General features: G+C 61.5%; 21 protein-coding genes. 14 read left to right on the forward strand and 7 right to left on the reverse strand.

Going from position 1 to position 20,503, the window contains the following annotated elements; all coding sequences use genetic code 11:
* The first annotated feature begins 10 nt into the window (after nt 1-10).
* From AC4PS7_RS24985 to AC4PS7_RS25000, 4 genes are all read left to right on the forward strand, one after another.
* A complete protein-coding gene (locus tag AC4PS7_RS24985) occupies nt 11-808 on the forward strand; it encodes a hydroxymethylpyrimidine/phosphomethylpyrimidine kinase (RefSeq protein ID WP_021492965.1) in 798 nt (265 codons plus the stop codon).
* A gap of 18 nt (nt 809-826) precedes the next feature.
* Nucleotides 827-1,450, forward strand: coding sequence for a thiamine phosphate synthase (gene thiE, locus AC4PS7_RS24990; RefSeq protein WP_010206764.1), 624 nt, complete (start codon nt 827-829; stop codon nt 1,448-1,450).
* A gap of 17 nt (nt 1,451-1,467) precedes the next feature.
* Nucleotides 1,468-2,751, forward strand: a complete 1,284-nt coding sequence (gene hemL / locus AC4PS7_RS24995) for a glutamate-1-semialdehyde 2,1-aminomutase (RefSeq protein WP_010206765.1) — start codon at nt 1,468-1,470, stop codon at nt 2,749-2,751.
* Between the two features lie 225 nt (nt 2,752-2,976).
* The gene (locus AC4PS7_RS25000; protein WP_010206766.1) at nt 2,977-3,531 is read left to right on the forward strand and encodes a tetratricopeptide repeat protein; all 555 of its coding nucleotides are present in this window, start codon (nt 2,977-2,979) and stop codon (nt 3,529-3,531) included.
* A gap of 128 nt (nt 3,532-3,659) precedes the next feature.
* On the opposite strand, the gene AC4PS7_RS25005 is transcribed toward AC4PS7_RS25000, so the two are convergent.
* A complete protein-coding gene (locus tag AC4PS7_RS25005) occupies nt 3,660-3,986 on the reverse strand; it encodes a DUF1820 family protein (RefSeq protein ID WP_003194436.1) in 327 nt (108 codons plus the stop codon).
* A gap of 131 nt (nt 3,987-4,117) precedes the next feature.
* Between AC4PS7_RS25005 and miaB the strand changes: the two genes are divergently transcribed.
* The 5 genes from miaB (at nt 4,118) to lnt (ending at nt 9,545) form a co-directional block, all read left to right on the forward strand.
* On the forward strand, nt 4,118-5,446 hold the full coding sequence (miaB, locus tag AC4PS7_RS25010) for a tRNA (N6-isopentenyl adenosine(37)-C2)-methylthiotransferase MiaB (protein ID WP_021492966.1): 1,329 nt from the start codon (nt 4,118-4,120) through the stop codon (nt 5,444-5,446).
* A 230-nt stretch (nt 5,447-5,676) separates the two neighbouring features.
* Nucleotides 5,677-6,681 (forward strand): PhoH family protein, encoded by a 1,005-nt coding sequence (locus AC4PS7_RS25015; protein ID WP_010206770.1) that lies wholly within the window; start codon nt 5,677-5,679, stop codon nt 6,679-6,681.
* A complete protein-coding gene (gene ybeY, locus AC4PS7_RS25020) occupies nt 6,674-7,132 on the forward strand; it encodes an rRNA maturation RNase YbeY (protein ID WP_010206771.1) in 459 nt (152 codons plus the stop codon). The genes AC4PS7_RS25015 and ybeY overlap by 8 nt, the downstream gene beginning before the upstream one ends.
* A 41-nt stretch (nt 7,133-7,173) precedes the next feature.
* Nucleotides 7,174-8,013 (forward strand): CorC family transporter, encoded by an 840-nt coding sequence (locus AC4PS7_RS25025; protein ID WP_010206772.1) that lies wholly within the window; start codon nt 7,174-7,176, stop codon nt 8,011-8,013.
* A gap of 8 nt (nt 8,014-8,021) precedes the next feature.
* Nucleotides 8,022-9,545: an apolipoprotein N-acyltransferase gene (lnt, locus tag AC4PS7_RS25030; protein WP_010206773.1), complete on the forward strand. Its 1,524-nt coding sequence runs from the start codon at nt 8,022-8,024 to the stop codon at nt 9,543-9,545.
* 126 nt (nt 9,546-9,671) lie between these two features.
* On the opposite strand, the gene AC4PS7_RS25035 is transcribed toward lnt, so the two are convergent.
* Together AC4PS7_RS25035 and AC4PS7_RS25040 are read right to left on the reverse strand one after the other, a co-directional pair.
* Nucleotides 9,672-10,433 (reverse strand): YdcF family protein, encoded by a 762-nt coding sequence (locus AC4PS7_RS25035; protein WP_044287937.1) that lies wholly within the window; start codon nt 10,431-10,433, stop codon nt 9,672-9,674.
* 99 nt (nt 10,434-10,532) lie between these two features.
* Nucleotides 10,533-10,850 (reverse strand): hypothetical protein, encoded by a 318-nt coding sequence (locus tag AC4PS7_RS25040; RefSeq protein ID WP_021492967.1) that lies wholly within the window; start codon nt 10,848-10,850, stop codon nt 10,533-10,535.
* Between the two features lie 262 nt (nt 10,851-11,112).
* Here AC4PS7_RS25040 and leuS point away from each other — a divergent pair, with 262 nt between their 5' ends.
* The 5 genes from leuS (at nt 11,113) to AC4PS7_RS25065 (ending at nt 17,270) form a co-directional block, all read left to right on the forward strand.
* The gene (leuS, locus tag AC4PS7_RS25045; protein ID WP_010206776.1) at nt 11,113-13,719 is read left to right on the forward strand and encodes a leucine--tRNA ligase; all 2,607 of its coding nucleotides are present in this window, start codon (nt 11,113-11,115) and stop codon (nt 13,717-13,719) included.
* Nucleotides 13,720-13,807: 88 nt separating this feature from the next.
* The gene (locus tag AC4PS7_RS25050) at nt 13,808-14,413 is read left to right on the forward strand and encodes an LPS-assembly lipoprotein LptE (RefSeq protein WP_010206777.1); all 606 of its coding nucleotides are present in this window, start codon (nt 13,808-13,810) and stop codon (nt 14,411-14,413) included.
* A gap of 39 nt (nt 14,414-14,452) precedes the next feature.
* Complete coding sequence (gene holA / locus AC4PS7_RS25055) at nt 14,453-15,490, forward strand: DNA polymerase III subunit delta (protein ID WP_010206778.1); 1,038 nt, start codon at nt 14,453-14,455, stop codon at nt 15,488-15,490.
* A gap of 228 nt (nt 15,491-15,718) precedes the next feature.
* A complete protein-coding gene (arfA, locus tag AC4PS7_RS25060) occupies nt 15,719-15,883 on the forward strand; it encodes an alternative ribosome rescue factor ArfA (protein ID WP_003176285.1) in 165 nt (54 codons plus the stop codon).
* Between the two features lie 61 nt (nt 15,884-15,944).
* Nucleotides 15,945-17,270: a lytic murein transglycosylase gene (locus tag AC4PS7_RS25065; protein ID WP_010206779.1), complete on the forward strand. Its 1,326-nt coding sequence runs from the start codon at nt 15,945-15,947 to the stop codon at nt 17,268-17,270.
* Nucleotides 17,271-17,400: 130 nt separating this feature from the next.
* On the opposite strand, the gene AC4PS7_RS25070 is transcribed toward AC4PS7_RS25065, so the two are convergent.
* From AC4PS7_RS25070 to AC4PS7_RS25085, 4 genes are all read right to left on the reverse strand, one after another.
* Nucleotides 17,401-18,321 (reverse strand): S66 peptidase family protein, encoded by a 921-nt coding sequence (locus AC4PS7_RS25070; RefSeq protein WP_010206780.1) that lies wholly within the window; start codon nt 18,319-18,321, stop codon nt 17,401-17,403.
* A 155-nt stretch (nt 18,322-18,476) separates the two neighbouring features.
* The gene (gene lipA / locus AC4PS7_RS25075) at nt 18,477-19,478 is read right to left on the reverse strand and encodes a lipoyl synthase (RefSeq protein WP_162098517.1); all 1,002 of its coding nucleotides are present in this window, start codon (nt 19,476-19,478) and stop codon (nt 18,477-18,479) included.
* Nucleotides 19,479-19,504: 26 nt separating this feature from the next.
* The gene (lipB, locus tag AC4PS7_RS25080; RefSeq protein WP_010206783.1) at nt 19,505-20,152 is read right to left on the reverse strand and encodes a lipoyl(octanoyl) transferase LipB; all 648 of its coding nucleotides are present in this window, start codon (nt 20,150-20,152) and stop codon (nt 19,505-19,507) included.
* Nucleotides 20,152-20,427 carry a DUF493 domain-containing protein gene (locus tag AC4PS7_RS25085; protein WP_010206784.1) on the reverse strand — a complete coding sequence of 92 codons (276 nt, stop codon included), beginning with the start codon at nt 20,425-20,427 and terminating at the stop codon, nt 20,152-20,154. Before AC4PS7_RS25085 ends, lipB begins: the two co-directional genes overlap by 1 nt.
* Between the last annotated feature and the right edge of the window lie 76 nt (nt 20,428-20,503).

The raw sequence follows: 20,503 nt of genomic DNA on the forward strand, positions 1-20,503 counted from the left end.
CTCGCGCACCATGAATATCTACAGCTCTCGTCCCGTTGTCCTCTGTCTCTCCGGCCATGACCCCAGTGGTGGCGCCGGCTTGCAGGCAGATATCGAAGCCCTGCTCGCCCAGGGTTGCCATGCGGCTCCGACCGTTACCGCCTTGACCGTGCAAAACACCGTCAACGTCAGTGATTTCCGCGTGCTCGACCGCGAGTGGGTACTGGCCCAGGCGAATGCTGTACTCGGCGACTCCGAGGTGGCGGCGGTCAAACTGGGCATGCTCGGTTCCACCGCGATGGTCGACACCGTGGTCGAACTGCTGCAGGCGCATCCGCACCTGCCCGTGGTGTGCGACCCGGTGCTGCGCGCCGGCGGCGGCGGCAGCCTGGGCAAGGACGACGTCGGTTATGCGATGCGCGAGCGGTTGCTGCCGCTGTCGCTGATCGCCACGCCCAACCTGCCGGAAGCGCGCATCCTTGCGGAGCTGCCTGAAGGCACGGCGGACGAATGCGCCGAGAAGCTGCTGCCGTACATCAAGCACCTGCTGATCACCGGCGGCCATGGCGACGAGCACGAAGTGCACAACCGCCTCTACAGCCGCGATGGCACGCGCCAGACCTTTACCTGCCAGCGCCTGCCCGGCAGCTATCACGGTTCGGGCTGTACGTTGGCCAGCGCGTTGTCCGGTCGGATTGCCCAGGGCGAAGGCTTGGTCAGCGCCGTGCAATCGGCCCTCAACTACACTTGGCGCACCCTGCGTGATGCCGAACAACTTGGCCAGGGCCAGTTTGTACCACGCCGGTTGCCGCTGGATTTCTGCTCGTAAGACTAAGAGGCCTGCCCGATGAAACTACGTGGCCTTTACGCCATTACCGACAGCCAACTGCTGGCCGGGAAATTCCTCGCCTACGTCGAAGCCGCGTTGGACGGTGGCGTGACCCTGCTGCAGTACCGCGACAAAAGCAGCGACGAAGCCCGGCGCCTGCGTGAAGCGGAAAAGCTGCGGGAGCTGTGCTCGCGCTATAAGACCCAACTGATCATCAACGACGACGCTGAACTGGCCGCGCGCCTCGGCGTCGGCGTGCACCTGGGCCAGACCGACGGCCCGCTGACCCCGGCCCGGGCCCTGCTCGGCTCCAAGGCGATCATCGGTTCCACCTGCCACAGCCAGATCGAACTGGCCGAGCAGGCGGCCAAGGAAGGCGCCAGTTATGTCGCCTTCGGCCGCTTCTTCAATTCCAACACCAAGCCTGGCGCGCCTGCCGCGACCGTGGAGATGCTGGCCCAGGCCCGCACACGTTTGCAGCTGCCAATCTGCGTGATCGGTGGCATCACCCTGGAGAACGCCGAGCCCTTGGTGGCCCATGGCGCCGACCTGCTGGCGGTGGTGCACGGCCTGTTTGGCGCCGACAGCACCCAGGAAGTCACGCGCCGCGCCCGTGCGTTCAACGCCCTTCTTAAGATTTGATTTCAGAGAGCCCGATCATGTCCCGTTCCGAAACGCTGTTTGCCAATGCCCAGAAACACATCCCCGGCGGTGTGAACTCCCCCGTGCGTGCGTTCAAGAGCGTGGGCGGCACGCCGCTGTTCTTCAAGCACGCCGAAGGCGCCTACGTCACCGACGAAGATGACAAACGCTATGTGGACTATGTCGGTTCCTGGGGCCCGATGATCCTCGGCCACAGCCACCCGGACGTGCTGGACGCGGTGCGCAAGCAGCTGGAACACGGCCTGTCCTACGGCGCGCCGACCGCCATGGAAACCGAGATGGCCGACCTGGTCTGCTCGATCGTACCGTCGATGGAAATGGTGCGTATGGTCAGTTCCGGCACCGAAGCCACCATGAGCGCGATCCGCCTGGCCCGTGGTTTCACCGGCCGCGACAGCATCATCAAGTTTGAAGGCTGTTACCACGGTCACTCCGACAGCCTGCTGGTGAAAGCCGGTTCCGGCCTGCTGACCCAAGGCGTGCCAAGCTCCGCCGGTGTGCCGGCGGCATTCGCCAAACACACGCTGACCCTGCCGTTCAACGACATCGCCGCCGTCGAGCAGATGCTCAATGAAGTGGGCAAGGACGTGGCGTGCATCATCGTCGAGCCGGTGGCCGGCAACATGAACTGCGTACCACCGGCACCAGGCTTTCTCGAAGGCCTGCGCGCGCAGTGCGACAAACACGGCGTGGTGCTGATTTTCGACGAAGTGATGACCGGTTTCCGCGTCGCGCTCGGCGGGGCCCAGGCTCACTATGGTGTCACGCCGGACCTGAGCACTTTTGGCAAGATCATCGGCGGCGGCATGCCGGTGGGCTGCTTCGGCGGCAAGCGCGAAATCATGCAACACATCGCGCCGTTGGGCCCGGTGTACCAGGCGGGCACTTTGTCGGGTAACCCGCTGGCCATGGCCGCCGGCCTGACCACCCTGCGCCTGATCAGCCGCCCGGGCTTCCACGCCGAGCTGACCGACTACACCACGCGCCTGCTGGACGGCCTGCAACAGCGCGCCGATGCCGCCGGCATCCCCTTTGTTACCACCCAGGCGGGCGGGATGTTCGGCCTGTATTTCAGCGGTGCCGACGACATCGTGACGTTTGATGACGTAATGGGCAGCGACGCCGATTTGTTCAAGCGTTTCTTCCACTTGATGCTGGAAGGCGGTGTGTACCTGGCGCCAAGCGCTTTCGAAGCCGGCTTCACCTCGATCGCCCATGGCGAAGCCGAGCTGAAGTTGACCCTCGATGCCGCCGAGCGCGCCTTTGCTGCACTGAAATAATTGGCCGAAAAAATCAGGCACCGCGCAAACGGTGTCTGATTTGCTACTTTGCTTACAGAGATTTCCGCGTTTTTTAGAGAAATCACCTGCAATCCGGCAGATAACTTGCCCAAGCAGCAGAAAAACGAGTAAAGACTTTGTAAGCAGAGGCCTGCTTATTTCATAATGCGCGCTTATTGGATCCCCCGAGGATCCGCGCGCCCCGTCAGAGGTAAGTCGATTCCCATGAAACGCACCGGCCGCACCCTGGTTCTGGGCTGCCTGTTGCTCCTTCAGCCGCTGCTGGCGCATGCACAAGCAGGCGGCAACTCGTTGTTAATCCCAGCGATGGGTCGTTGCACCCTCAATACCCAGCCAGACAGCCAGGCCGAAGCCTTGAGCGCGTGCCAGAAACAGGCCGACGGCGGGGATGCGCAGGCGCAATACGAGTTGGGCGAGTACTTCCACGACAGTAAAAACCCGGCCCGCGACCTCAACAAGGCGTTGAGCTACTTCGAGAAAGCCTCGTTGCAAGGTCACGCCCAGGCGCAATTCGAGCTGGGCAACATGTTCTTCAAAGGCGAAGGCGTGCCGGCCAATAACGTGCAGGCGTACATCGTGCTGAAAATGGCCGCGGTCAACGGCGCCGAAGACGCGCTGGACACGGCCGACGAAGTCGCCGAGCACATGCAGCGCGATGAACTGGAAGTCGCCACCCAGGTGTTGGGCCAGATTTTCCGCAATTACCTGCAGGAATTGCAGAGTGCCGATGGGCGCTCGCCGTTTTCACCCCTGCCCTGAGTCTTTGGTGCTTTTTAGGGCCTATTCGCGAGCAAGCCCGCTCCCACATTTGACTGCATTCCAAAGCTGGAACTCATCACGTGTGGGAGCGGGCTTGCTCGCGAATAGGGTCGACGCGGTCTAAAGCCCTACTTCTCAGGCATCGGCATCGGAAACGGCATGACATTGCTGGTGCCCCGCGCCTCGCTGATCTTCGGCGTACCCAGGCGCTCGACTTCATCGATGCGCACGATCGAATGCATCGGCACAAAACTGCGCACCACGCCTTCGAATTGAGCCTTGAGCTTCTCTTCGCCCGGATCGACGACCAACTGGGTGCGCTCGCCAAAGACGAACTCTTCCACTTCCAGGAAGCCCCACAGATCACTTTGATAGATCTGCTTGGCGTACATTTCGAACACCTGGCCCTGGTTGAGGAAAATCACCTTATAGATTGGAGCTTCACGTTTGGTCATGGTGGGCGAACAACACATCGGGGATATAAAAGAGGGCGCGAACTATAGCATGGCACCCGATGCACAACGCTAGGAACCAATGGGCATGCCCCCTATAATGCGCGGTTCTTTACCACCAGTTGACGATTCCCATGGCCAAGAAGCTTTATATCGAAACCCACGGTTGCCAGATGAACGAGTACGACAGCTCGCGCATGGTCGATCTGCTGGGCGAACACCAGGCCCTGGAAGTCACCGCCCGCGCCGAAGATGCCGACGTGATCCTGCTCAATACCTGCTCGATCCGCGAGCGGGCCCAGGACCGTGTTTACTCGCAGCTGGGCCGCTGGCGTGAATTGAAACTCGCCAACCCGGACATGGTGATCGCCGTCGGCGGTTGCGTGGCCAGCCAGGAAGGCGCGGCGATCCGCGACCGCGCGCCCTATGTCGATGTGGTCTTCGGCCCGCAGACCCTGCACCGCCTGCCGGAAATGATCGACGCCGCACGCTTCACCAAGCTGCCGCAGGTCGACGTGTCATTCCCTGAAATCGAAAAATTCGACCACTTGCCCGAGCCGCGCATCGATGGGCCAAGCGCCTACGTATCGGTCATGGAAGGTTGCAGCAAGTACTGCACCTTCTGTGTGGTGCCCTACACCCGTGGCGAAGAAGTCAGTCGGCCATTTGACGACGTGCTGTCGGAAATCATCCACCTGGCCGAAAACGGCGTGCGTGAAGTGACCTTGCTGGGCCAGAACGTCAATGGCTACCGCGGTTTGACCCACGACGGTCGCCTGGCCGACCTGGCGGAATTGATCCGCGTGGTCGCCGCCGTGGACGGTATCGAACGCATCCGCTACACCACCTCGCACCCGCTGGAGTTCTCCGACAGCCTGATCCAGGCCCACGCCGAAGTGCCGGAACTGGTCAAGCACCTGCATCTGCCGGTGCAATCGGGCTCGGACCGCATCCTCTCGGCCATGAAGCGCAACCACACGGCCCTGGAATACAAATCCAAGCTGCGCAAATTGCGCGCCGCCGTACCGGGCATCTGCATCAGTTCGGACTTTATCGTCGGCTTCCCGGGCGAAACCGAGAAAGATTTCCAGCAGACCATGAAGCTGATTGAAGACGTCGGTTTCGACTTTTCCTACTCGTTTGTGTACAGCCAGCGCCCGGGCACCCCGGCGGCGGACCTGCTGGACGAAACCCCGGAGGCGTTGAAAAAGGAGCGGTTGAACGCACTGCAACATCGCCTCAACCAACAGGGTTTCGAGATTAGCCGACAAATGGTCGGCTCGACCCAGCGCATCCTGGTCACCGATTACTCGAAGAAAGACCCGGGTGAGTTGCAGGGGCGCACCGAGAACAACCGCATCGTCAACTTCCGCTGCGACAACCCGACCCTGATCGGCCAATTTGCCGATGTGCACATCGATGCGGCGCAGCCACACTCGTTGCGCGGCTCGCTGATCAACTGATCTCGCGGACCGGATGAAGATCAAAATGTGGGAGCTGGCTTGCCTGCGATAGCGATGTATCAGTGCCCTATGTGCCAACTGACCCACCGCTATCGCAGGCAAGCCAGCTCCCACAGGAGTTCTTCATGGTTATCGAGAGTGGGGCCAGGCTATTTAAGTGCTTTCGCACACCGGCGCCTGGCGTTATTCTCTCTTTCACCTCAACAGCCAAAGGGCGGCTAAAAGCGACCTTGAACGCACCCATAGCAGAACCCCATCGTTTTATCCTCGAGCCATTTGAGGCTCGCCGTTTCGCCAATCTGTGCGGACAGTTCGACGAGCACCTGCGCCTGATCGAACAACGCCTGAGCATCGAGATCCGCAACCGCGGCAATCAGTTCGAGCTCATTGGTGAACCCCAACACACCACGTCTGCAGAAAACCTGCTGCGCCGTCTCTACCGCGAAACCAAGGGCAGTGAGCTGTCGCCGGAAACGGTGCACCTGTACCTGCAGGAATCGGCGGTTGAAGACCTGGCCAACAACCCTGTGGCCGAAGCCAGCGTGGCCCTGCGTACCAAAAAAGGCATGATTCGCCCCCGCGGCTTGAATCAGCAGAAGTACGTCAAGGAAATCCTCGGCAACGACATCAATTTCGGCATCGGCCCTGCCGGTACCGGCAAGACCTACCTGGCCGTGGCCTGCGCGGTCGACGCGTTGGAGCGTGAGCAAGTGCGCCGCATCCTGCTGGTGCGCCCAGCGGTCGAGGCCGGCGAAAAGCTCGGTTTCCTGCCCGGCGACCTGGCCCAGAAGATCGACCCGTACCTGCGCCCGCTCTATGACGCGCTGTACGAGATGCTCGGCTTCGAATACGTGGCCAAGCTGATCGAACGCCAGGTGATCGAGATCGCCCCGCTGGCCTACATGCGCGGTCGTACCTTGAACAACAGTTTCATCATCCTCGACGAAAGCCAGAACACCACTGTCGAGCAAATGAAGATGTTCCTCACCCGGATCGGCTTCGGCTCCACTGCGGTGATCACCGGCGACATCACCCAGGTCGACCTGCCCAAGGGCACCAAGTCGGGCCTGGGCCAGGTGATCGAGGTGCTCAAGGACGTGCCGGGCATCAGCTTCACGCACTTCATGCCCAAGGATGTGGTGCGCCACCCGCTGGTGCAGCGCATTGTCGAGGCCTACGAGCGCTTCGAACACCGCGACGATGGTTTGTCCAAGGATGTTCGCCGCGATGCTTGAGCTTGACCTGCAGCTGGCCACCGACGCGCCCGCCCCCAGCGAAGCACAGTTCCGCCAATGGTGCGCCCTGGCCCTGCGCCAGCGCACCGCCGACTCGGAACTGACCATTCGCCTGGTGGACGAGCCCGAGGGCCGTGAACTGAATCACACCTGGCGCCAGAAGGATTACGCGACCAACGTGCTGTCCTTCCCCGCCGACGTGCCGGATGAACTGCTGGATATCCCGTTGCTGGGCGATCTGGTCATCTGTGTCGCCGTGGTGGAGCGCGAGGCAAAAGAACAAGGCAAGGAACTAGAAGCCCATTGGGCCCATCTAGTCATCCACGGCTGCTTGCATCTCTTGGGTTACGACCATATAGACGATGACGAAGCCGAGGAAATGGAAACACTGGAACAAACGTTGCTTGCAGAATTGGGTCATCCGGACCCGTATGCCGACGACGAAGTTTAAAAACACTCAACTGTAACAATAAAGGATTCAGAGTAATCGCTATGAGCGAAGACCGATCGAGCAACGGGCAGAAGTCATGGCTGGGTAAACTGACCCAGGCTTTTGCCCACGAGCCGAAAAACCGCCAGGAGCTGCTTGAGCTGCTGCGCGAGGCCCATCAGAACAAGTTGCTGGACAGCGAAGCGCTGGCCATCGTCGAAGGCGCCATCCAGGTGGCTGACCTGCAAGTACGCGACATCATGGTCCCGCGCTCGCAGATGATCAGCATCAAGGCGACCCAGACCCCTCGGGAATTCCTCCCGGCCGTGATCGACTCGGCGCACTCGCGCTACCCGGTGATCGGTGAAAGCCATGACGACGTCATGGGCGTCCTGTTGGCCAAGGACCTGCTGCCGCTGATCCTCAAGGAGAACGGCGACAGCTTCAACATCAAGGACCTGCTGCGTCCGGCCACCTTCGTGCCCGAATCCAAGCGCCTGAATGTGTTGCTGCGCGAATTCCGCGCCAACCACAATCACATGGCAATCGTGATCGACGAATACGGCGGCGTAGCCGGCCTGGTGACGATTGAAGACGTGCTGGAACAGATCGTCGGCGACATCGAGGACGAGCACGACGTTGAAGAAGACAGCTACATCAAGCCACTGCCCAGCGGTGACTTCCTGATCAAGGCGCTGACGCCGATCGAGAACTTCAATGAGTTCTTCGACAGCGAATTCTCCGATGACGAGTTCGATACCGTGGGCGGGTTGGTGATGAGTGCGTTCGGGCATCTGCCCAAGCGTAACGAAACCACCGAGATCGGCGCGTATCGCTTCCGCATCCTGAATGCCGATAGTCGTCGAATCCACTTGATCCGCCTGACCCCTATTGCCCGCTAAGGAATGACATGCAGCGCCTAACCCGCCCCGGCTGGCCCGGTAATCTGCTGGCCGTGGTGGCCGGTGCCATCACCACCCTGGCGTTGGCGCCGTTCGACGTGTGGCCATTTGCGCTGCTGGCGGTCGGACTGTTCTATATCGGGCTGCGGGACCTGAGCCCGCGCCAGGCCCTGGGCCGTGGCTGGTGCTTCGGTTTCGGCTTGTTCGGCGCCGGCACCAGCTGGATCTACTACAGCATCCACCACTTCGGCGGCGCTTCGGTGCTGCTGGCGGGTTTCTTGATGCTGCTGTTTACCGCCGCCATCGCCTGGTTCTTCGCGCTGCCCGCGTGGTTGTGGGCGCGCTGGTTGCGTCGTAACGAGGCCCCATTGGCGGATGCATTGACGTTTGCTGCGTTGTGGGTGGGCCAGGAAGCGTTTCGCGGCTGGTTCCTGACGGGGTTTCCGTGGCTGTACTCCGGCTACAGCCAGCTTGACGGCCCGCTGACGGGTTTGGCGCCCGTGGGCGGTATGTGGCTGATTTCCTTTGCCCTGGCACTCACGGCGGCGCTGCTGTGCAACTTGCCGCGCCTGCTGGCTGGCAAGCGCAACGCATTCATTGGTGCAGGCCTTGTATTACTGGTCGCGCCCTGGGCGATCGGCCTGGCGCTCAAGCATCACGCCTGGACCAGCCCGTCTGGCGCGCCGCTGAGCGTGGCCGCCATCCAGGGCAACGTCGAACAAAGCATGAAGTGGGACCCGGAGCAGCTCAACGCACAGCTCGCGCTGTACCGCGACATGAGCTTCACCTCCAAGCCCGTCGACCTGCTGGTGTGGCCGGAAACCGCCGTGCCGGTGCTCAAGGAGTCTGTCGAAGGCTACCTGGGCATGATGGGCAAGTTCGCTGCCGACCGGCACACCGCGCTGATCACCGGCGTACCGATCCGCCAGGAAGTGCATCACCAGAAGCGCTACTTCAACGGTATCACCGTGGTTGGCGAAGGCGACGGCACCTACCTCAAACAGAAGCTGGTGCCGTTTGGCGAGTACGTGCCGCTGCAGGACATGCTGCGCGGCCTGATTGCCTTCTTCGATTTGCCAATGTCCGACTTCGCTCGCGGCCCGTCAGACCAGGCAATGCTGCAGGCCAAGGGCTATCAGATTGCGCCGTTCATTTGCTACGAAGTGGTGTACCCGGAGTTCGCTGCCGGCCTGTCGGCCCAGAGTGATCTGCTGCTCACCATCAGCAACGATACGTGGTTCGGCCGCTCCATCGGTCCGTTGCAGCACCTGCAAATGGCGCAGATGCGTGCGCTCGAAGCCGGTCGCTGGATGATCCGCGCCACCAACAATGGCGTGACCGGCCTGATCAACCCGTTCGGTCAGATCACCGCGCAGATCCCGCAATTCGAACGCGGCATCCTCTACGGTGAAGTCGTGCCGATGCACAACCTTACGCCGTACCTGCAATGGCGCTCATGGCCGTTGATCATTGTGTGCCTGGGGCTGTTTGGCTGGGCGCTGCTGGCCGGTCGCATGGCCAAAACCGTCTGACAGACAAACGCAGACACCCAATGTGGGAGCGGGCTTGCTCGCGAATGCGGTGGATCAGTCAATACATTTGGTGACTGACACACCGCATTCGCGAGCAAGCCCGCTCCCACATTTTGATTTGCGGTGTTATTGGTAGAACACCCGATACCCCACCTGCCCCACCGCTTCATTGATCAACTGCCCGCTCTGCCACACCGACTTGAACTCCGGCATCCAACCACCCAGCGGCCGGGCGTTGTCCACGCCCAGGAAACCCACGGGCGCCGGCACCACGGTGAAACCGGCCTTTTCAAAGCTCCAGACCGAACGCGACATGTGCCAGGCCTGGGTCACCACCACCACGCGCTTGATACCCTCCGGCAATAGAATCTCGGCACTCATCTGCGCATTTTCCCAGGTCGTACGGCTGCGCTCTTCCTTCCAGCGTACGGTTACACCGAAATCATCCTGCATCGACACGGCCATCAACTCCGCCTCGCTGGGCGGTGTGCCGTAATGCAGGCCACCGGAGGTCAGCACCGGCAAACCGGAAGCCTCGGCCAAGCGTGCGGCGTAGCGCTGGCGCCCCAGGCCGATACCGGTGGGCTGGTCGGCGCCCCAGGCCGGGTCACCGCGTTCACGCCCCGAACCCAACACCACAATGGCGTCGGCGCGCTGGGCCAGGGTGCTCCAGTCCTCACGGGCCAACGGTGGCTCGCTTTCCAGGGCCCGGGCACCCCACTCCACCATCACCGGCAAGCTGATCAGCCACAGGCCACCCAGCCCCAGGGCGAAGCAGCACGCCGCCAAGCGCGGACGGCTGCGACGAAACCACCAGGCAAGGGCCAGCAACAGCAAAAGAATGCCGGGCGGCAGGAGCAGTTGTTTGATGAAGTAACGAATAGGCATCGGGCATCTCCATAGATGCCCGAAGCCTAAGGTGTAACGGGGTTTAGCGACAATCTTTACGGTGACATAGAGCGATGATGCAGTTCAGGGGGGAGTGAACTACTTGTGGCGGGCGGACCGGAGTTTTTCCGCGCCACGACCGGCCGACAAGTCCTTGAGCCACACCACCTTGGCTGAATGCGTAGGCTCCTTGATTGGCGGGGTTGCCACCCAAGGAGGCGCACTGCGCCCATTGCGGTCCAGATAAGCATTGATCAGTTCCAGCTCCGCGCGGCTAAGCCCACGCAGTTCCAACTCAACAGGCCGTTCATCACGCAATCGGCCCGCTGTCCTCGCTGCATCCAATGCACGACCCAATCGGTCGATCAGTCCTTCGTAGATATCCGGTGTCGTTACGATTCGCTGCGATTCAACCATCCCCTCACCTCATTGAAGATATGACTCATTCCCCAATAAACAGCGTAGCCCCCATGGCTGCACCTGCCTGGCGCCGCGACAGACGGCCCTGCCTGCGCAATCAGGGTTTCCCTCGATAGAGTGGGGTCATGTATGCTACGGCGCTTCCTGTAACTCCACTTCCCGCAGGGTTTGGGCACGGACGCGCCGCTTTTTGGTGTCGATCAACCTGAATGTTGCACCGAAGAGGATTAGGCCACCCCTATTCAGTTCAAAAGTAGCCATGCACGAACAATATCAGCCCCGTGAAATAGAAAATGCCGCCCAAACCTTCTGGGACGAGCAAAAGTCCTTTGAAGTCAGTGAACAGCCAGGCAAGGAGACTTACTACTGCCTATCGATGTTCCCTTACCCCAGCGGCAAGCTACACATGGGGCACGTGCGTAACTACACCATCGGCGACGTGATTTCCCGTTACCAGCGCATGCAAGGCAAGAACGTCCTGCAACCCATGGGTTGGGACGCCTTCGGCATGCCGGCGGAAAACGCCGCGATGAAAAACAACGTGGCGCCCGCCAAGTGGACCTACGAAAACATCGCCTACATGAAAACCCAGCTGCGCAGCCTGGGCCTGGCGGTGGATTGGTCCCGCGAGGTGACCACCTGCAAGCCGGATTACTACCGCTGGGAACAATGGCTGTTCACTCGCCTGTTCGAAAAAGGCGTGATCTACAAAAAAAGCGGCACCGTGAACTGGGACCCGATCGACCAGACCGTCCTGGCCAACGAACAGGTGATCGACGGCCGCGGCTGGCGCTCCGGCGCGCTGATCGAAAAGCGCGAAATCCCGATGTACTACTTCAAGATCACCGCCTATGCGGATGAGCTCTTGTCGAGCCTCGACGACCTGCCGGGCTGGCCTGAGCAGGTCAAGACCATGCAGCGCAACTGGATCGGCAAGTCGAAAGGCATGGAAGTGCAGTTCCCGTACAACGTCGACTCGATCGGCGAAGCGGGCGCACTCAAAGTCTTCACCACCCGTCCGGATACCCTGATGGGCGCGACTTACGTCGCCGTGGCCGCCGAACACCCGCTGGCCACCCAGGCCGCACAGAACAACCCTGAGCTGCAGGCGTTCATCGCCGAATGCAAAGGCGGCAGTGTGGCCGAAGCCGACGTTGCCACCCAGGAGAAAAAAGGCCTGCCCACCGGTCTGTTCGTCGAGCACCCGCTGACGGGCGAGAAGCTGCCGGTCTGGGTCGCCAACTACGTGCTGATGCACTACGGCGATGGCGCAGTAATGGCTGTGCCGGCTCACGACGAGCGCGATTTCGAATTCGCCACCAAATACAACCTGCCGATCAAATCCGTGGTGCGCACCAGCTCGGGCGATACCAACCCGGCCCCGTGGCAAGACGCCTACGGCGAGCACGGTGAACTGATCAATTCCGGCGAGTTCGACGGCCTGGACTTCCAAGGCGCTTTCGATGCAATCGAAGTTGCACTGATCAAGAAAAACCTCGGTGCCTCGCGCACCCAGTTCCGTCTGCGTGACTGGGGCATCAGCCGCCAGCGCTACTGGGGCTGCCCGATCCCGATCATTCACTGCGAAAGCTGTGGCGACGTGCCAGTACCGGAAGACCAACTGCCGGTTGTCCTGCCGGAAGATGTGGTACCGGATGGCGCCGGTTCGCCATTGGCGCGCATGCCCGAGTTCTACGAATGCAGCTGCCCGAAATGCGGCCAGCCTGCCAAGCGTGAAACCGACACCATGGACACCTTCGTCGAGTCCTCGTGGTACTACGCCCGTTACGCCTCGCCGCACTACGAGGGTGGCCTGGTGGAAAAATCCGCGGCCGATCACTGGCTGCCGGTTGACCAGTACATCGGCGGTATCGAACACGCCATCCTTCACCTGCTGTATGCGCGCTTCTTCCACAAGCTGATGCGCGATGAAGGCCTGGTGAGCTCCGATGAGCCGTTCAAGAACCTGCTGACCCAGGGCATGGTGGTCGCCGAGACTTACTATCGCCGAGAAGCCAATGGCGCCTATACCTGGTTCAACCCGGCCGACGTTGAGCTTGAGCGCGACAGCAAAGCCAAGGTCATCAGCGCCAAGCTGATCGCCGATGGCCTGCCGGTGGAAATCGGCGGCACCGAGAAGATGGCCAAGTCAAAGAACAACGGCGTTGACCCACAGTCGATGATCGATCAGTTCGGCGCCGACACCTGCCGCCTGTTCATGATGTTCGCCTCGCCGCCCGACATGAGCGCCGAATGGTCCGACTCCGGCGTCGAAGGTTCGCACCGCTTCCTCAAGCGCGTTTGGCGCCTGGCGCACGCCCACATCAGCCAGGGCCTGCCGGGCAAACTGGACGTGAACGCCTTGAGCGACGAGCAGAAACTGATTCGCCGCAGCACCCACCTGGCCATCAAGCAAGCCAGCCAGGACGTGGGCCAGAACCACAAGTTCAACACCGCCATCGCCCAGGTGATGACACTGATGAACGTGCTGGAAAAAGCACCACAAGCGACCGAACAGGATCGTGCACTGGTACAGGAAGGCCTGGAAACGGTCACCCTGCTGCTGGCACCGATCACGCCGCACATCAGCCACGACCTGTGGAACCGCCTGGGCCACAGCGAAGCCGTCATCGATGCACGCTGGCCGGTGCAGGATGACAGCGCCCTGGTACAGGACACGCTGCAACTGGTGATCCAGGTCAACGGCAAACTGCGTGGCCAGATCGACATGCCGGCTACCGCCAGCCGCGAAGACGTTGAAGCGGCTGCCCGCGTCAACGAAAACGTGCTGCGCTTTACCGAAGGCCTGACGATCCGCAAAGTGATCGTGGTGCCTGGCAAACTGGTCAATATCGTCGCTAGCTAATCGGATCGGGCGCAGGGCTTGAGCCCTGCGTCGAACAAAGCCTTCAGGGCCTCGATAAGGCCCACATGGTTTCAAGGGGAGCAACAAAATGATCAAACGCAATTTGCTGGTAATGGGCCTTGCCGTGCTGCTGAGCGCTTGCGGCTTCCAGCTGCGCGGCACCGGCACCAACGACCTGGCGATCAAGGAACTGGACGTCAGCGCCCGCAATGCCTACGGCGACACCGTGATTCAGTTGCGCCAGGTTCTAGAAAACAGCGGCGTGCACGTTTACACCGGCGCGACCTACAAGCTGTTCCTGGCTGATGAGAGAGAAACCCAGCGCAACCTGAGCTACGCCAGCGCCGGCCGTGCGTCGGACATCGAGTTGAGCACCGAACTGAGCTTCCAAATCCAGGGCCGCGACCATCTGCCATTGATGGGTGACAAGATCCAGGTCCAGAAGGTCGTGAGCCACGATGGCAACAACCTGGTGGGCTCGGACTCGGAAATCGTCCAAGTGCGCAAGGAAATGCGTCGTGAGCTGGTCCAGCGCATGATCCTGCGCCTGCAACTGCTGACGCCAGTGCAATTGGAAGCCCTGCAGCAGGCCGCTGACAACAAGGCCAAGGCCGACGCTGATGCGCTGAAAGCCGCCAAAGAGTACGAAGACAACACGCCGAAACAATCGCCTGTTGAAGTACCTGTCGAGTAAGCCAGACGGGGCGCCCCAAACGCCCCGTTCGCCCTGCCTATGAAACTCGCTCCCGCCCAACTCGCCAAACACCTGCAAGGTGGCCTTGCGCCTGTCTATATCGTCAGCGGCGATGACCCGCTGCTGTGCCAGGAAGCCGCCGACGCCATCCGCACCGCGGCACGCCAGCAAGGCTTCGACGAACGCCAGGTCTTCAGCGCCGACGCCAGTTTCGACTGGGGCACGCTGCTGCAAGCTGGCGCAAGCATGTCGCTGTTTGCCGAAAAACGCCTGCTGGAACTGCGCCTGCCTTCGGGCAAGCCTGGCGACAAAGGCGCTGCCGCCTTGATGGAATACTGCTCACGCCCGGCCGAAGACACGGTGCTGCTGATCAGCCTGCCCAAGCTCGACGGCAGTGCGCAGAAAACCAAATGGGGCAAGGCCCTGGTGGAAGGGGCGCACACCCAGTTCATCCAGATCTGGCCAGTGGACAGCAACCAGCTGCCGCAGTGGATTCGCCAGCGCCTGTCCCAATCAGGGCTGTCGGCGACCCAGGACGCGGTGGAGCTGATCGCCGCCCGGGTCGAAGGCAACTTGCTTGCCGCCGCCCAGGAGATCGAAAAGCTCAAGCTGATGGCCGAAGACGGGCAGATTACCGTCGAGACCGTCCAGGGCGCCGTGGCGGATAGCGCACGCTTTGATGTGTTCGGGCTGGTGGACGCGATCCTTAATGGCGAACCCGCCCACGCCCTGCGCATGCTCGAAGGCCTGCGTGGCGAAGGGGTGGAACCACCGGTGATTCTCTGGGCCCTGGCCCGTGAACTGCGCGTACTGGCCAATATTGCCCTGCAATACAGCCAGGGCACGCCGCTGGACAAGGCCTTCAGCCAAGCCCGGCCGCCGGTATGGGACAAGCGCAAACCGCTGATGAGCAAAGCGCTGCAGCGGCACTCGGCGCAACGCTGGGCGCAACTCTTGCTGGAAGCGCAGCGCATCGACGCACAGATCAAGGGCCAGGCGGCCGGTTCGCCATGGATGAGCCTGAGCCGTTTGTCGCTGTTGATGGCCGGCCAGCGCTTGACCCTCCCCGCCGAATAACACCCTCTTGAAACACCACGTTCCCCTGTGGGAGCCGAGCTTGCCCGCGATGCAGGCACCTCGGTTTTTCAGAGGCATCGAGCTGATGCTATCGCAGGCAAGCCAGCTCCCACATTCACCGCGCTTACTTCAGCTTACGAAAACACCTACACATCGCCGGGCTTTACAGCGGCCCGACTTCGGCAGATGATTTGCACCGCTTCATCCCACCTGACGAGAGTACCGACCATGAGCAAAAAGCCATCCAAGCATGGCCCCAACAAGGCCAAATCCATCATCGCCCAGCCACTGTTCCGCAGCCGTCAGGAACGCGCCGGCAAGGGCAAAGGCAGCTACCGCCGCGAAGCCTTCCAGTCTAATAGCTGGGAGGCTTCTTACTTTCTGGCTGCCTGAAGGCAAGCGCCCCTCTGACATGATAAGGTCTGCATCTGATTTGTAATCCCTGGACCTGTGCATGCCCTCTAGCCTTTCCCATCGTTGGCACCTTCGCCAATTGATCGCTGCCTCCAGCCTCATTCTGCTCGTCGCCTGCGCGGAAAAACCGACCGCCGCCGACGCTCAACCCCTGCCCAAACTCCAGACCGCCCCCGTGGTAGCGCCCGCTGTCGTGGCCCCGCTGGCCGTGGACAATCTGGACATCCAACCGACCCAGACCTTCGCCGAATGGCAGGCGGGCTTTCGTGTGCAAGCCCTGCAGGCCGGCATCACCGCTGCCGTGTTCGACAACGCCTTCGCCAATGTCACCCCGGACATGGCGGTGATCCGTGCCGATCGCAGCCAGCCTGAATTTTCCCGCCCGGTGTGGGAGTACCTCGATGGCGCCCTCTCGCCACTGCGCGTACGTAACGGCCAGTCGCTGTTGATCAAGTACGCCGACATCCTGCAAAGCATCGAACAACGCTATGGCGTCGACCGCCAGGCATTGGTGTCGGTATGGGGGATGGAGAGCAACTTCGGCCAGTTCCAGGGCAATAACTCAGTGATCCGCTCACTCGCGACCCTGGCCTATGAAGGCCGTCGCCCAGCATTCGCCCAGGCGCAATTGCTGGCCGCGTTGCAGATCATCCAGCATGGCGATATCCAGGCCGACCAGATGAAAGGCTCCTGGGCCGGCGCCATGGGCCAGACCCAATTCATCCCGACCACCTACAACACCCACGCCGTGGACTTCGATGGCGACGGTCGCCGCGATATCTGGAACAGCCCGGCCGACGCCCTCGCCTCCACCGCACACTACCTGCAAAGCTCCGGCTGGCAGAAGGGCCAGCCGTGGGGCTTCGAGGTGAAACAACTGCCGGCGAATTTCGATTACGCGCTGGCCGATGGCGGCATCCGCAAGACAGTTGCTGAATGGCTGAAACTGGGCATCCAACTGCCGCCGGGCGCAACCCTGCCGCCGAACGTTGACCAACTGTCCGCTGCCTTGCTATTGCCGGCCGGTTACCGTGGTCCGGCCTTCCTGGTGCTGGATAACTTCCGTGCAATCCTCAAGTACAACAACTCGTCGTCCTACGCATTGGCGGTTGGCCTGCTGTCGGAACGCTTCGCGGGCGGTGGCGTGATTCGTGGCGATTGGCCGAAGGATGAGCTGCCATTGAGCCGCTCGCAGCGTATCGACCTGCAGACGGCCTTGAGTGCCAATGGCTATGACGCGGGCAACCCGGACGGCATTATCGGCGCCAATACGCGCAAGGCGATCCGTGCAGCGCAGCAAGCGCTGGGCTGGCCGGCGGATGGCTATCCGACGGTGAAACTGCTGGAATCGTTGCAGAATCGGTAGATCGGCTTATGGCTGCCACCGCTTTCGCGAGCAAGCCCGCTCCCACATTTGACCGAGTTCCAACTTTGGAATGCTGACAAATGTGGGAGCGGGCTTGCTCGCGAAGGCGGTTTGTTAGGCGACCACAAACTCAGGCCTTGAACACCACATCCTGCTCCAACACCACCCTCTTCTCCCCCGCATCCAGCCTGACCAACGCGCCCATCGGCAGCGTCAGGTTCGGATCACAATGCCCGCTGCGCCAGCCTGACAGCACCGGAATGCGCAAGGGTTCGAAGGTCTGCTTGAGCAGGCGCTCCAGCGCGGCACTGTCCACCCCCGCCACATCCCCGACCAGCACACCGGCAACCTGCGCCAGCTTGCCCGCCAAACGCAGGTGCGTCAGCAGGCGGTCAATGCGGTAGATCGGCTCGTTGACGTCCTCGATCAGCAGGATAATGCCTTCTGCGTCGATCTCGAAGGGCGTGCCCATGACCGCCGCGATCATCGACAGGTTGCCACCCAGCAAGCGCCCACAGGCAATGCCAGGTTCGAGGGTGGTCAGCGGGTAAGCTGCCGGGTGCGCCAGCACGCTGCCAGCGCCCAATTGGCCGCGCAGCATGCTGAACAATGAAGACTCGGTAGGTTGCTGCTTGTCACCCAACAGGTCGGCGTTGAGCATCGGCCCGTGGAAGGTCACAAAACCGGCGTAGCGGCTGATTGCCAGGTGCAGAGCGGTTATATCGCTGTAGCCTACGAATGGCTTGGGGTTGGCGCGCAACAGGTCGAAGTCCAGGCTGTCGAGCAGGCGTGGCGTGCCGTAACCGCCACGCAGGCAGAAGATGGCGTCGATATCGGGGTTGGCGAAGGCGTTGTGAAGGTCGTTGAGGCGGGTTTTATCGCTGCCGGCGAGGTAGCCATCGCGTTCATAGACGCCGGGGAAGATCCGCAGGTCGTAGCCGCGAGTACGCATCCATTGGCCGGCTTTTTCGACGTCCAGGATGGCGGGGCCGGCGGGGGCGATCAGGGCGATGGTGCCTTCGCTACGAAGGGCAGGAACGGCGGCGGTCATACACAACTCTCCCTAACTAACGCGGAGCGAAATGTGGGAGGGGGCTTGCCCCCGATAGCGGTGGATCAGCCAGCACATGTAGCGACTGACATACCGCAATCGGGGGCAAGCCCCCTCCCACATAAGCCCCCTCCCACACTGGGCCTGAACCCCGATCAGGAAACCAGGCTAGCCTTGACCAGCTTGGCCTGTTCATCAGCGTGATACGAGGAACGTACCAACGGCCCCGACGCCACGTTCTTGAAGCCCATCTTGTAACCTTCCTCGGCGAACCAGGCGAAGGTGTCCGGGTGCACGAAACGCTGCACCGGCAAGTGGCTGCGGGACGGTTGCAGGTACTGGCCCAGGGTCAGCATGTCGATGTCGTGTTCGCGCATGCGCTTCATGACTTCGATGACTTCTTCGTCGGTCTCGCCCAGGCCCAGCATCAGGCCGGATTTGGTTGGGATGTGCGGCATCATCTGCTTGAATTTCTGCAGCAGGGTCAGCGACCACTGGTAGTCCGACCCCGGACGCGCCGCCTTGTAAAGGCGTGGCACGGTTTCCAGGTTGTGGTTGAACACATCCGGTGGCTCGGCGGCGGTGATTTCCAACGCTACCTCCATGCGACCACGGTAGTCCGGCACCAGGGTTTCGAGCATCACGTTCGGCGACAGCTTGCGAATCTCGCGGATGCAGTCGGCAAAGTGCTGGGCACCGCCGTCACGCAGGTCGTCGCGGTCAACCGAGGTGATTACCACGTACTTGAGTTTCAGGTCGGCGATGGCGATGGCCAGGCTTTCCGGCTCGTTGACGTCCAATGGCTTCGGACGGCCGTGGCCCACGTCGCAGAACGGGCAACGACGGGTGCAGATGTCACCCATGATCATGAAGGTGGCGGTGCCGCCGGAGAAGCACTCGCCCAGGTTCGGGCAGGACGCTTCTTCGCACACGCTGTGCAGCTTGTGTTTGCGCAGCAAGGCCTTGATACGGTCGACTTCCGGCGAAACCGGGATGCGCACGCGGATCCAGTCAGGCTTCTTCGGCAGTTCGGTGGTCGGAATGATCTTCACCGGGATGCGTGCAACCTTCTCGGCGCCGCGCAGCTTGACGCCGGCTTCCACCTTGGCACGCGGGGCCGGGGCCGGACGTTCGGTAACGTCCACCGTCGGGATCATGGTTTGCACTGCATCAGTAGTCATAATCAGTCGATTCCGCCCGTAAGGGTCGTCTGCTCAGCATAGTCGAGGTGTTTGACGAGCTGCGCACGCAGCCGGGCACTTACCTCGGCAAATTTAATCGGTGTGGCATGGTCGCTCAGTTGCGTCATCGCCAACCCGGCATAGCCACACGGGTTGATGCGCCGGAACGGTGCCAGGTCCATGTCCACATTCAGGGCCAGGCCATGAAAGGAACAACCGTGGCGAATGCGTAAACCGAGGGAGGCGATTTTCGCGCCGTCCACGTACACACCGGGTGCATCGGGCTTGGCCGCGGCGCTCACGCCGTAACTGGCCAACAGCTCGATCAGGCAAGCCTCCATGCGGCTTACCAAGTCACGTACGCCGAACCCAAGCTTGCGAACGTCCAGCAGCAGATACGCCACCAGTTGACCCGGACCATGGTAAGTCACTTGACCCCCTCGGTCGACCTGCACCACCGGAATATCACCCGGCAGCAACAGATGCTCGGCCTTGCCGGCCTGCCCCTGGGTGAAGACCGGCGGGTGTTCCACCAACCAGATTTCATCGGGTGCCGACGTGCCGCGCTCGTTGGTGAACCGCTGCATGGCGTGCCAGACGGGCTCGTAGTCCATCCGGCCGAGCTCGCGAAAGCCCAGGACGTGAGACATCACAACACCATGTGCACGAAGCCCGTGGCCCGCAGTTCGCTGTTGATGTTGTAGAGCTGGTCTTGATCGATCGCAACGATGTGCAACTGGATCGTGGTGTATTTGCCGGTTGAACTGGATCGTTCGTCCACGCGCTGATCGTTGATCGTTGCGTGTTTACGCACGATCTCAAGGATCAGGTCTTTACGGCCGACACCGGTATCGCTGATCACCTTGATGGGATAGTCCACCACCGGGAATTCGATCTTTGGCGCCTTTACTTCTTTATCGGTCATGGCGTAACGGCCTCGTAAGCGTAAGCCGTGGCGACGGGCAAAGCCCCGCGTCGGATCAACGCGGGGCTTTGCAGGT

It is taken from the genome of Pseudomonas sp. DW-iso3, assembly GCF_058725305.1.